At 66.3% G+C, this 12,609-nt stretch carries 11 protein-coding genes; 7 read left to right on the top strand and 4 right to left on the bottom strand.

What is annotated here, in order from left to right; genetic code table 11:
• Positions 1-104: 104 nt before the first annotated feature.
• Complete coding sequence (locus tag QN358_RS05460) at positions 105-845, top strand: endonuclease/exonuclease/phosphatase family protein (RefSeq protein WP_323511815.1); 741 nt, start codon at positions 105-107, stop codon at positions 843-845.
• Between the two features lie 85 nt (positions 846-930).
• Here the strand turns inward: QN358_RS05460 and QN358_RS05455 are convergent, their stop codons facing one another.
• The 4 genes from QN358_RS05455 to QN358_RS05440 all read right to left on the bottom strand — a co-directional run bounded on the left by QN358_RS05455 (position 931) and on the right by QN358_RS05440 (position 4,810).
• Positions 931-1,473 (bottom strand): TetR/AcrR family transcriptional regulator, encoded by a 543-nt coding sequence (locus QN358_RS05455; RefSeq protein ID WP_161580364.1) that lies wholly within the window; start codon positions 1,471-1,473, stop codon positions 931-933.
• 66 nt (positions 1,474-1,539) lie between these two features.
• Positions 1,540-3,210, bottom strand: a complete 1,671-nt coding sequence (locus QN358_RS05450; protein WP_136641271.1) for an FAD-binding oxidoreductase — start codon at positions 3,208-3,210, stop codon at positions 1,540-1,542.
• Positions 3,207-3,911, bottom strand: coding sequence for a lysophospholipid acyltransferase family protein (locus tag QN358_RS05445; RefSeq protein ID WP_237280278.1), 705 nt, complete (start codon positions 3,909-3,911; stop codon positions 3,207-3,209). The genes QN358_RS05450 and QN358_RS05445 overlap by 4 nt, the downstream gene beginning before the upstream one ends.
• A gap of 128 nt (positions 3,912-4,039) precedes the next feature.
• Positions 4,040-4,810, bottom strand: coding sequence for an SDR family NAD(P)-dependent oxidoreductase (locus QN358_RS05440; RefSeq protein ID WP_136641272.1), 771 nt, complete (start codon positions 4,808-4,810; stop codon positions 4,040-4,042).
• An 84-nt stretch (positions 4,811-4,894) separates the two neighbouring features.
• Here QN358_RS05440 and QN358_RS05435 point away from each other — a divergent pair, with 84 nt between their 5' ends.
• The 6 genes from QN358_RS05435 to QN358_RS05410 all read left to right on the top strand — a co-directional run.
• Positions 4,895-5,782 carry a hypothetical protein gene (locus QN358_RS05435; protein WP_323511814.1) on the top strand — a complete coding sequence of 296 codons (888 nt, stop codon included), beginning with the start codon at positions 4,895-4,897 and terminating at the stop codon, positions 5,780-5,782.
• Positions 5,779-8,175 carry an HAD-IB family hydrolase gene (locus QN358_RS05430; RefSeq protein WP_323511813.1) on the top strand — a complete coding sequence of 799 codons (2,397 nt, stop codon included), beginning with the start codon at positions 5,779-5,781 and terminating at the stop codon, positions 8,173-8,175. The genes QN358_RS05435 and QN358_RS05430 overlap by 4 nt, the downstream gene beginning before the upstream one ends.
• Positions 8,172-9,710, top strand: a complete 1,539-nt coding sequence (locus QN358_RS05425) for a lactate racemase domain-containing protein (RefSeq protein ID WP_136641274.1) — start codon at positions 8,172-8,174, stop codon at positions 9,708-9,710. The genes QN358_RS05430 and QN358_RS05425 overlap by 4 nt, the downstream gene beginning before the upstream one ends.
• On the top strand, positions 9,710-10,444 hold the full coding sequence (locus tag QN358_RS05420) for a lysophospholipid acyltransferase family protein (protein ID WP_136641275.1): 735 nt from the start codon (positions 9,710-9,712) through the stop codon (positions 10,442-10,444). Before QN358_RS05425 ends, QN358_RS05420 begins: the two co-directional genes overlap by 1 nt.
• A 164-nt stretch (positions 10,445-10,608) precedes the next feature.
• The gene (locus QN358_RS05415; RefSeq protein WP_323511812.1) at positions 10,609-11,403 is read left to right on the top strand and encodes a ferritin-like domain-containing protein; all 795 of its coding nucleotides are present in this window, start codon (positions 10,609-10,611) and stop codon (positions 11,401-11,403) included.
• A gap of 84 nt (positions 11,404-11,487) precedes the next feature.
• A partial coding sequence (locus tag QN358_RS05410) for a diacylglycerol/lipid kinase family protein (RefSeq protein WP_323511811.1) occupies positions 11,488-12,609 on the top strand: 1,122 nt, incomplete at its 3' end.

The following is a 12,609-nucleotide window of genomic DNA, read 5'->3' as shown; positions in this document are numbered from 1 at the left end:
TTGTGCGACGTTCGGTACTCGCATCTCCCCTCCAGCGAGGCTGGTTAGACTGAGAGCCGACAATTGGCAGGGGAACAACCGTTGGGCGGCTTGAACTGAAGATCATGAGCTACAACCTGCGCAAGCACGCAGCAACCACTGAACTGCTTGCCCTCGTTGAGCGTAACCCCGTTGATGTGCTCTGCCTCCAAGAGGGCGACGGCGTACGTATGCCGCAGCAGATCGGTGAGCTGAAGCTCGCCAGCGCCACGTACAAGAACTCCCTCGGCCTTGCGATCTACTACCGGCCCGACCGCTTCACCGCGCTCGAGTCGCACGCGTTCACTCTTCGCAAGTCGATTCACGACCGCGTGCTGCAGCCGGCCATCGAACGCCTGCTCACCACCCGCTTCGTCGACCTCGTGTCGGGCCAAGACATTCAGCTGGCATCGTTTCACGCCTCGCCGCTCTCGGCGACGAACCTGTTGCGCCGCCGCCAGATCGGCCAGGCGCTCGACCACCTCGCGGCGCTCAGCAACGGCAGCCCCACGCTGATGACCGGTGACTTCAACTACCCGCTGCTACGCGGGCCACTCATCCGCCAGGCCGAGCGCGCCGGCTTCTCGCTGAACCTCAGTGACGGCCCCACATACTTCTACACGAAGTCGATCGCCTACCACTTCGACTTTCTGCTCTCCCGCGGCTTCGACGTTCAACTGGTCGAAACCCTGGGCCGTGGCCTCTCAGACCACCGGCCGATTCTGATGACCACCGAGATTCTGAAGCGGGCCGGGCTGAATCTGCCCGAGATCGGCAGTGCCGAAGCCGCGGGCCCGACTGCGTCAGTGTTCGACGAAGTCGAGTAGACCGGCGCCCACCGCTCGGCGGGGGCCGCGGCAGCGGCACCCTGCTGACGTACCTCGCCGGTATGTCACCGGCACCTCACTGCGACTACGCTTCCGGGCGCACCGAACTCCAGAGCATGCCGAAGACCCGCTCTGTCCAATCGGCTGACATGGTGCCCGTGCGAATGAATTCGCCGAGCGACGAGCCCAGAATGAAGTGCAGGGCCACTTCGACGTCGATGTCTGCGCGCAGCGATCCCGTCGCCACACCGCGCTCGAGTACCGCGCGCACCAGTTCCACCCAAGGCACGAGCATCTCACGGATGAGCATCATGAACTGGGCATCCTGGTTCGCCACGATGGCCGAGACCCCGCCGGAGCCGAGAATGTTCTCGACCCCGTCGTGTGTCTGCCCGATGACCCAACGCAACTGGTCTTCGACCGAGGTGTCAGGCGGCGGCACAGGGTTCAGCACCACCGAGAGAATCGCCGCCTCGAGCAGTGCCTTGCGGTTCTCGAACCGGCGATAGATGGTTGTCTTCGCCAGCCCCGACGCCAACGCCACAGCTTCGACGTTGACCGCGGCCGGCCCTTTGGTGCGCAGAATGTCGAGAGTCGCCGACAGGATGCTGGTTTCGGTGTCATTCACTCCGAAACCGCCGGCCGCTTCGAACCCGGGGCCGCGCACGGCCCCGGCATCACGCTCGTGCCCAAATCACTCCCGCGTCAGAATCTTGCCCGGGTTCAGGTTCTTGCCGGGGTCGACCGTGGTGAACATTCCCTGCACGAGGTCGGCGCCTGCGGTCGAGATGTCGTCTTCGATCCAGCGAGCGTGCTCAACACCCACGCTGTGGTGGTGCGAGAGGGTTCCGCCGTTGTCGATGAAGGCCTGCTGGATGGCCGACTTCACTACGTCGTACTGCGCGATCGGGTCGACGCCGTCGTGCGTGAACGCGAAGGTGAAGTAGAGGCAGGCTCCCGAGTGCATCGAGTGCGAGAGGTGGCACATGATCCACCCCTTCATGCCGATTTCGGCATACGCCTTGTTGGCGGCGGCGAACACGTTGTCGTAGAGCGGCTTGAGCTTCGCCCACGGCGCTGCGGTCTCTGACACGTCGGCCGCGGCACCGCGATCGAGCAGGAAGTCGCGGAGGTACGGGGTGTCGAACTTCTTCTGGTCGTAGAGCGCGCCGGGGCCCTTGCCGAGCGTGATGGCGCCGTGCTTCTTCAGCACGTCGCCCACGACCGACTTCTGGTGCGACACGTTCGACGCGGTGCCCTCGTACCCGATGAACGACAGGCACACCTCGTCGAGGTTCCAGCCGCGCTTCTGCAGAAAGGCGAAGAGCGCCTTCTGCACTTGGCCGCTGATGCCGTGGCTCGCCTTCGAGGTCGAGAACGAGAAAGCGGTCTCGCGGGCATCCGATACCCGGGTGATCGAGGGAGCAGCATCGCTCGTGGCGATGTCGTGCATGGCAGCGAGCGCCGAATCCCAGTTCTTGAAGAGATAGCCGAGCACTTCGCGCTTGGCGGGCAGCCGGTGCACCTGAACGGTCGCTTCGGTGATGATGCCCAGGCGACCTTCGCTGCCGAGAATCGCCTCACGCACGCTGGGGCCGGTGGCCGAAGCGGGGATGGGGCGAACGACCAGCAGCTTGCCCGGCTGAACTACGCGGAGGCCCTTGGTCATGTCGGCGATGTCGCCGTACTTGTCGCTCTGCATACCCGACGAGCGGGTGGCGATCCAGCCGCCGAGGGTGGAGTGCGTGAAGCTGTCGGGGAAGTGACCGAGTGTCCAGCCGCGCGCGTTCAGCTGCTCTTCCATGTCGGGCCCGAGCACGCCGGCCTGAATGGTGGCGAGGTTCGAGTACTCGTCGATGTCGAGCACGCGTGACATGCGGCCCATGTCGAGCGAGATGATCGTGCGGGTCTCGGTGGGAACGGGCTCGAGGCTGCCCACGATGTTACTGCCGCCGCCGAACGGAATGATGACCGCGTCTTCGGCCACGGCGAGCGCCATGATGCGCTGCACTGCGCTCTCGTCGGCCGGGTAGACCACCACGTCGGGAACGCGGGGCAGAACGTTGTCGCGCAGCCGGATGAGGTCGCGGATGCTCTTGCCGTACGTGTGCACGACGCGCTCGAGGCCGTCCGTGGTGGCGTACTCGGGCCCCACGATGGTGGTCAGTGCCGCGAAGAACTCGTCAGACGCGACGCTTTCGGGCACATTCACTTCGGCGAAGTCGATGGGCGGCACCGGCTCCTTCCACACGTCGATACCCACGGCGTTGACGACGAAGGGCGCGAAACCGGGCTTGTCTTCGTGGTGGAAACCCACACCTTCAACGCCCCAGCCCCACCATTTCATGTGCTTGACGTCGGTCATGCGGCTCCTTCGCGGTGTTCGTCGGCCTCGCCGAGTGTGGGGTGATCGTGCACGTTCGTACCGGTTCGTTCGGCTCGAGCAGCGTCGGCGATGGCCTTCTGCTCGGCGTGCATCGAACGGATGACCGTTTCGATGCGATCGTTGAAGCTGTCGACGCTCTCGCCCTCGGCGGCCCGCAAGGGGCGGCCGAATTCGACGTAGACATCGGGGCGGCCGGGTACCGGCCAGTTGCGCCCGCGCGGCATCGCCTCGGTGGCACCCACCAGGGCGATCGGGATGCACGGAATGCCCGCCTTGATGCAGAGCGCCGCCGCACCCGCCTTGAAGGGCGCGATGGTGCCGTCTTTCGACCGGGTTCCCTCGGGGAACACCAGCAGCGGAACACCGCGCTTCAGCAGCTTGCCGGTGAAGCCGTTCGAGCGCGAGTTGGCGCTGCGGTCGACCGGGAAGGCGTTGAAGAAGAGGGCGGTGAGGCCCTTTCGCCACCACACGTCGAAGAAGTAGTCGGCCGCTGCGGCAGCCGCGAGATACCGCGACAACCGGCTGGGCATGGCCCCGAGAATGAGAGGGGCGTCGAGGTGGCTCGAATGGTTCGCCACCACGATGTAGGCCCCGTGCACCTCGTTGACCAGCTTGCGATTACTGATGTGCACACGCACCATCGACCAGATGACGGGCTTCAGCAGCAGGCGCTGAGCCACGAAACGGGCTCCTGCTTGGGCCCGTGAGGTATAGCGATTGCCGAACTCCACCTGCCCAGCGTACTCAAACTCCCGGCGGAACCGAAACGCAGACCGTAGCGATACTATCGACTAGCGAAAAGTCGGCACTAGTGGGAGCGACTCGACGAGATGCGCCCCGAGATGGCACGGATCGTGGTGCGCGGCAGATGACGTGCGAAGAACATCAGAAATTTGAACCGCGCAGACGGAATGGAGATGACCTTGCCCTTTTCCGCATCCCTGAGAGCGTCATCGACCAGCCTGTCGACGTCGATCCACAGAAACCCCGGGATCGACGACTCTCGTATGCCCGCACGGGAATGGAACTCGGTGTGCACCCAGCCGGGGCAGAGCGCCGTGACCTGCACCCCGCTGCCCCGAAGCTCCACCGCCAGGCCCTCGGTGTACGAGGTCACCCAGGCCTTGATCGCCGAGTAGCTGCCCATGGTGATGTATCCCGAAGTACTCGACACGTTGATGATGGTGCCCGCGCCCCTGGTACGCATGGTGCGGCCCGCCGAAGCGCCCAGCATGAGCACCGTGCGGCACATCACGTCGAACGCCCGTTCGTGCGGAGTGGTGTCGATCGCCAGCAGAGCCGTGTGCACGCCGAAGCCGGCGTTGTTCACCAGAATCTCGATGGGGTTGGTCTCGCGCTCGAGCAGCGCGGCAACGCGCACCACGTCGTCGCGGTTCGACAGGTCGGCAGAGACCGTCTCGACGGCGATGCCGAACTCGGTGGCGAGCGACGACGCCGTCTCGTCGAGCCGAGCCTGGTCGCGGGCCACGAGCACGAGACTGTCACCCCGTTTCGCCAGTGCGCGCGCGAACGCCGCCCCGATGCCTGAAGTGCCGCCTGTGACCATTGCCGTAACCATGGCAATCACGATACGACACGGCGACGAACAACCGTGTAAGTTCACGCCGAACTACCGCCGCCCCGATCGGCCCTGGAGGGCTGCATGACTGATTCGACCCACCCCGTGACCCCACGCATCTCGACGCCGACCGGCGGAGGAGACTTCGACATTCGCGAATACACCCGAACGGCGGCCGGAAGCCACGAGGCGACCCTGCCGCTCGGGGCCTTCGCCGAGCATCCGTTGAAACCCGCGACCCTGCGTGCACTGGCGTATCTGCGCGATCTCGAGCAGTTCACCATGCACCACATGCGCGACGTGCTCGTCACCCCCTCGCACAAAGATGCGCGCCTCACCGCGTTTCTTGCAACGTGGGCGTTCGAGAAGTACTGGATCGCCGACGCCTACGACCGCATTCTGAAAGCGCACGAGAACTTCGTTCCGGCGAAGAACCGGGCGCGCCTGGCCGTGGTGCGATTCGTGCGGGAGTTCGCTGACCGAATCTCGCCCATCATCACCGCCATTCGGGCGAATCTCATCGGCGAAGACGTCATCGCGGGTACCGTGACGCGCTCGTACATCGACGAGCTGGTGAACCGGGCGGCCTACAGCCAGATCATCAAGAAAGACCCGAACGTCGCCCTCACCGAGATTCTCGGCCGGTTTCAGGTGCTGCGCGAGCGTCATTTACGCTTTTTCGAAGGCGAAACGCTCCGCAGACTGGAAGAATCGGTGTCGGCTCGAAAGCTCACACGGTCGTCGCTTCGAAAATCGTGGGCGCCGACGGGTACCAGCGAACAACCAACCCAGGAGACGCGATTCATGATGACCTACCTGTTCGGCGATGCCTCCGGGCGCGCTGACGCCCTGGGCGTCGACCGCGTCGTCGACACGTTGCCCGGCCTCGCCGGCCTCGATCTGATGAAGCGCCAGGCGCGGCGCCTCGGTGTTCGGCTGGTCACGGCCGACCACACGAAGGCCACCGCGTGAGCGAGCTCGTGGGCTCGCCGCTCGGCGACTTCTCACCCCTCGAAGGGCAGCACATCATGCTCACCGGGGCGACCGGCTTTGTGGGCCAGGCCATTCTCGAGAAGCTGCTTGCCGACTACCCCAGCACGCGCATGACGCTGCTGATCAGGCCGAAGGGGTCGCTCACCGGCCAGGCGCGCCTGAAGAGCCTGCTGCGTAAACCCGTCTTCTCGAAGTGGCGCGAGCGCGTGGGGCAAGACGAGGTCGACCGCTCGATGACCGAGCGCATCTCCGTCGTCGAATCGAGCATGGGGTCGGTGGCATCGCTGCCCGACGACCTCGACGTGCTCATCCACAGCGCGTCGACCGTGTCGTTCGACCCGCCCATCGATGAAGCCTTCAAGACCAACGTGGGCGGAGCCGTCGGGCTCTACGAAGCCCTGCTCCGCACCGGTAGTGACCCGCACGTGGTGCAAGTGTCGACGGCGTACGTCGGCGGCATCAACAAAGGCACCGCCGTCGAGGCCAGTCTCAACCACACCATCGACTGGCGCACCGAGATGGAGGCGGCCGTGGCCGCCCGCGCCCAGGTCGAGGCATCCTCCCGCCGGCCCGAGGTGCTCCGCAAACTGATCGCCCAGGCGCGCCTCGACAACGGCAAGGTGGGCCCGCACGCTGTGGCCGTCGCCGCCGAGGTTGGCCGGAGCGAGTGGGTGACGAAGCGTCTCGTCGACTACGGGCGAATCCGTGCGCAGAGTGTCGGCTGGGCCGACGTGTACTCGTTCACGAAGTCGATGAGCGAGCGCGTCGCCGAGCAGCTGTGGGCCGGCAACGGGCACCGGTTGTCTGTGGTTCGACCAGCCATCATCGAGAGCGCCCTGCGGCATCCGTTTCCCGGCTGGATCGACGGCTTCAAGGTCGCCGACCCGCTGATCATCGCCTACGGCCGTGGCCTGGTGCCCGAGTTTCCGGGCCTGCCCGACAGCATCCTCGACATCATCCCTGTCGACATCGTGGTGAACGCCACGCTCGGCGTCTCAGCGAACCCGCCGGCCGTCGGCGACCCGCAGTACTACCACCTCAGCTCGGGTGGCCGCAATCCGCTGACCTTTCGCGACATCTACGAGAACGTGCTCAAGTACTTTCGGGCCAACCCGATTCCGGATGACCAGGGCGGCCACATCCGTGCGCCCTACTGGGCCTTCCCTGGCCCCCGCGCCATCAATCGCACGTTGCGCACCGGCGAGCGCACGAACAAGCTGCTGCAGCGCACGCTGCTGCGCCTGCCCTCGACCGCGACCACCCGCAACCTGCAGCGGGCCGCCTCTGCCCGGCAGAGTGACCTCGATCTGCTGCGCGCCTACAGCGACCTGTACCAGAACTACACGCAGGCCGAGATCATCTACGACGACAGCAAGACGGCGGCGCTGAACAACACGCTGCCGGCCGGTGAGCGCGAACGATTCGGCTTCGACGCCACCGAGATCGACTGGGACCACTATCTGCAGGAGGTGCACTTCCCGGCCGTCACGACCCTGATGCGCACCTTCAGCTCGCGCCCCCGGGCCAAGGCCCGCGGCGAGAAGCCGCTGCCGCACAACGAGAATGCCGCAGCCATCTTCGACCTCGAGGGCACCGTGCTCGCGTCGAACGTCATCGAGCAGTACCTCTGGGTGCGGCTCGCGAGCCTCGACAAGTCGAAATGGCCGGGCGAGATCGCGAACCTGGTGAGTTCGCTCCCCCGTTACCTGGCGGCCGACCGCCGCGACCGTGGCGAGTTCATCCGCACCTTCGTGCGCCGCTACGAGGGCGTCGATGAGGCGGCCCTTCGGGAGCTCATCCACGACACCGTGGGCGACGTTCTGCTGCAGCGCATGCGGCCCGAGGCCATCCGCCAGATTCGCAAGCACAAAGAGGCCGGCCACCGCACGATTCTGGTCACCGGCGCGATCGACGTGCTCGCCGAACCGTTCAGCTCGCTTTTCGACGAGGTCGTCGCCAGCACGATGCACTCGCAGAACGGCATCTGGACCGGCTATCTCTCGAAGCCCCCGCTCGTCGACGAGGCCCGCGCAGCCTGGTTGCGCCTCTACGCCGAACGCGAAGGCATCGACCTCTCGAAGTCGTACGCGTACGGCGACAGCCATGCCGACCGCGCCTGGCTCGAACTCGTGGGTAACCCTCAGGCCGTCAACCCCGACGCGGCGCTGTTCTCGCACGCGAGCACCAAACACTGGCGCATTCACCAGTGGACAGACCACAACCACAGCCGCATCGACACCGTGAGCGAACTGCTGCGGGCTCCCCGGCTGCCCGCACGGCTGTCTGCACCGCCAGTACCCGCACAGCCCGCACAGCCCTCAGCACAGAACCCGAGCACGGCAGTGCCCAGCGCGAAAGAGACCAATTCATGAGCAGACCCGGCTTCGTTCTGAGTGTCGACGCCCAGACACCTCCTCTCGTTGTATTCCAGGGCGAGAAAGTACTGCTCGAGCGCATGCCAACGGGCACGAATGTGCTGTACCCGCCTGAGCCTCTGGCGGGCATCCGGTCGCTCGACGCCGAAATCGAGAAGGCGCTGAACTCGCCGGTCGACAGCGAACCACTCGCCGCCCTGCTGAAACGCGGCTCGCGGGTCACCGTGGTGTTCGAAGACCTCTCGCAGCCGGTCACGAGCCGTACGGCCCCGGATGTTCGGCAGCGCGTCATCGAACACGTACTCGAGCGGGCCGCCGCCGCCGGGGTCGACGACCTCGAACTGATCGCCGCCACCGGCCTTCGCCGCCGCCTCACCGCGAACGACCTGCAACGCCTCGTGGGCGAGCGCGTGTTCGCCTCGTTCTACCCCGATCACCTGCAGAGCCATGACGCCGAAGACGCCGCAAACCTCGTGGAGGTGGGCCGCATGCCCGACGGCACCCCCCTCGAGGTGAACGGCCGTGTCGTCTCGAGCGATCTGGTCATCTCGGTGCGCCTCGCCACCGCCGTGGGCAACGAGGGCGCCGCCTCGGTGGCCACGAAGCTGGCCGGCGCCCGCACCTCGCGCGCCCTGGTTTCGGCCCAGGCCACTGCCCCCGGTCTCGACCCGTTCGAGAACCTCGTCAACGCTGTGGGCGGCACCGCCCAGGTCTTCACCATCGATGTGACGCTGACGCCCGAGCCGACCGGCCCGGTCACCGCATTTCTCAGCAAGCGCGAACGCGAGTGGACCCTCGCCGAGCGTGCGCTCTCAGCCGGGCTGCAGGCCGCTACGCGCGTACTGCCGTCGCGCGCCAGGCTCGGGCTCGCCCAGGTGGCGGGCGTGGGCTTCGGTGTGACCAGCGTGGTGGCGGGCAAGCCCAGTTCTGTGCATCCGATCACCCAGTCATTTCTCGCGCAGCAGCAGCTGGGCCAGGTCGACCAGGCGGCCGACGTGGCCATCTTCGGTATTCCGAACCCCGGCCAGGTGGGCACCGCACTGAACCCGGTGACCGCAGCGACCCTCGCCCTCGGGCAGGTCTTTCACGGCCCCACCGCCGACCCCGTGGTGCGCCGCGGCGGAACAGCGATCATCTACCACCCGCTGACGCCGTGGTTCCACCCGCTCTACCACCCCGCCTACAGCGACTTCTTCGCCGAAGTGCTGAGCCAGAGCACCGACCCGGGCGTCATCGCGGCCGAGTACGAAGAGAAGTTCGCCGAAGACACGTGGTATCGGCACCTCTACCAGACAAGCTACGCGCACCACGCGCTGCACCCGTTTCACGCCTGGTACTCGGCGGCGCCCGCCATCGAGCACCTGGGCGACGTCATCTTCGTGGGCGGCGACCACGCCTCCACCCGTCGTATGGGGTTCAAAGCCGCTTCGACGCTGGCCGATGCGCTCGAGATGGCCTCAGACTCGGTGGGCCTCGACCCGTCGATCACGTACGTGCACGGCGCTCCCGTGAGCCTCTCCGAGGTCAGCTGATGGTGAGCGCACTCAGCCTGCGCCTCGGGGTGAAGCCGGTCATCCGGGGGCTCGAGTACATCGCCGAGCTGCCGGGGCCGTTCATCTTCGTGGCGAACCATCCGAGCGAGCTGGATGCCCCGCTCATCCAGCAGGCACTGGCGGGCGCGCCCCGGGCCGGTGTCGGCCGCGAACGCCACAGCGCGATCCGCACCGTCGTGGTGGGCGTTCAGCCCGCGATCGGGGCGGCCGGGGTGGCCGAGAAGCTGCTGCGGCTGCGCTCGGGTGCGCGCCTCACCGAGCTGCTCGGGCGCGGTGTCAGCGTGGTGCTGTTCGCCGAGAAGACCCGCTCAGACGACGGCTCGCTGACGCAGTTCGATCGGGGGGCCGCACAGCTGGGCATCCAGACCGGGGTCACGCTCGTGCCGGTGACGCTCGGGGGCACCTTTCGCGCGCTGCCACCGTGGCGACGCACGCCCGAGGCGGGCCGCCCCGTGGTGACGGTGACGTTCGGGCGACCAATCCAGATCGATGCCGGCGACGAATCAACTTCTGTCACAGCGAAGATCGTCAAGGCCATTACCCTCGGCCTCGCCGAAGAGAGCAGTGGCTGGTACGGCGCACTTCGTTCAGAAGCGGAGAATTCTCTGCCGACAGACGAACAGAACTCCCCCGCGGCGGCGCACTGGCGACGCATCTGGGGGGCCACAGCACCCCGGCCCGAGACCCGGCGGCGGGTCTGGGTCGACAAGTAGTCGCTCGTCGAAGTACCTGCACGATGGTGCAGGTTGTCTTGACTTGTGCAAATTTTCAGCAAATCACAGCAGAATACGTATAGACCGTTCGTCAGAACACTCTGGCCCGTAGAGAAACAGGAGGATGAGACGCGTTTCGCCGCTGGCGACGCCCTCAAACGCTCATGGCCTTCGACATCGACAACTACACCAAAACGTCAAAGAACGTCGCGTGGGAAGACCTCGATTTCGAGACCTTCAAAACCAATCCCCTGCCCGACGACACCCTGCGCGTCATTCGCTATATGGCGGATGTCGAATATCACACCGTCTGCTACATGCGTGACATGCTCGTCACCCCGTCGCACCGCGACACCGATGTGACCGGCTTCATGACCATGTGGAACCGCGAAGAGTTCTGGCACGGCGAAGCCCTGGCAGACGTGCTGCGCATGCACGACATCACCCTCGAGTTCGACGAACTCAAGTCGAAGAGACTGAAGCTCGGCTGGAAAGACCGCATCGACCCGGTGAAGCAGTCGGTTCTGTCGAACCTCGTGGGCAAAGACTTCATCGCCGTGCACATGATCTGGGGCGCCGCGAACGAGTGGTCGGCCGTCGCCGCCTACAAGCGTCTCGCCGAGATCGAAGGCCACCCCGTTCTGGCTGAACTGCTGAAGCGCATCGCCATGCAGGAAGCACGCCACGTGGCGTTCTACGCCACGCAGGCCCGCGAACGCCTCGGCAAGAGCGTGCTCGCGCAGAAGTTCGCTCGCTTCGCTCTCGGCAAGTTCTGGGGCCCGGTGGGGTCGACCATCATGGATCAGACCGAGGTCAAGCACGTGATGGGCCACATCTTCGGCGGCCCCGAAGGCCGTAAGGCCATCAACGCCATCGACGCACACATCGCCAAGATGCCGGGCCTGAAGGGCCTGACCATCGTGGCGAACTCGCTCGACTCCAGCGGCATCACCGCCTGACCCGGCGACGCGCCTGCTACCGCCTTTCTTCCGACTGCATCCCGCTCCCCCTCCTGCTGACCTGTCGCTGACCGGCCCCCACTCATGACTCCCCCCGCGTTACCCCGACCGCGCGCCGCCATCGTCTACAACCCCACGAAGGTCGATGTTCGGCGGCTGCGGTCGCTGGTCGAATCGGTGGAGGCAGAGCTGTCGTGGGGCCCGAGCTTCTGGGCCGCTACCACGGTCGACGACGCCGGTGGGGGCCAGGCGCTCCGGCTGCTGCAGGCGTCGCCCGATGTGGTGATTGCCGCGGGCGGTGACGGCACAGTGAGTGCGGTCGCTCAGGCTCTGCGGCACCAGCAGGTGCCGCTCGGCATCCTGCCGGTGGGAACGACGAACCTCTTCGCGCGCGCCCTCGGCCTTCCGCTCGGCAACCCTCGGCGCGCGCTGCTGGCCGCGTTCAGCGACGAGCTGCGAACCGTCGATGTGGGGCGGGTCGATGCCCTGCTCGAGGGTGGTGAGACGGTGAGCGCCGCGTTCCTGGTGATGACGGGCATGGGTGTCGACGCGCAGATGGTGGCGAACACCAGCTCGCGCGGCAAAAGCGCTTTCGGCTGGGTGGGGTACATCGCGGCGATCGTGCAATCGTTCACGCGCAACCGCCAGTTCGGCTTGAGTTACACGCTCGACGGCGGCCGCGCGGCCGTGGGTACGGCGCACACGCTCGTGGTCGGCAATGCGGGGGTGCTGCCGGCGGGCATCCGGATGATCCCCGGCGCACTCATCGACGACGGCGAGCTCGACGTGGTGCTGCTGCGGCCCCGCGGTGCACGCGGCTGGCACGCGGCCATCGGCTGGTTCGTACGCACCAACACAGCGGCGCTGCCTCGGCGCGCGGATGCCCGGGCCGCGGCCACCGGCGCCGAACCCGTCATGGGCGAGTTCGTTCAGCACAGTCGCGCAGCAAGCGTCTCGGTGAGCGTCGACGCCCCGCAGGATTTCGAGATCGACGGCGAATATGTGGGGCGCGCTGTGTCACTCGAGGCGTGGATCGAAGCTGAGGCCCTCACCGTGCGCGGCAGCGTGGCCGACCTGCGCTCGGTCGCTCGCCGCAACGGCGAGATCGCAAGCCGCAGCCAGCTGCTCACCGAGATGCTCGTCACCGCCTGGCGGCGGCTCGTGCCTCCGCCGCACGGCCCCGCCTGCTGTCTCTTATACACATCT

It is taken from the genome of Subtercola sp. RTI3 (assembly GCF_035018625.1).
Taxonomy (GTDB): Bacteria; Actinomycetota; Actinomycetes; order Actinomycetales; family Microbacteriaceae; genus Subtercola; species Subtercola vilae.
Note: the sequence above shows the minus strand (reverse complement) of the source record. Positions and strands in the feature narration are given on the sequence as shown.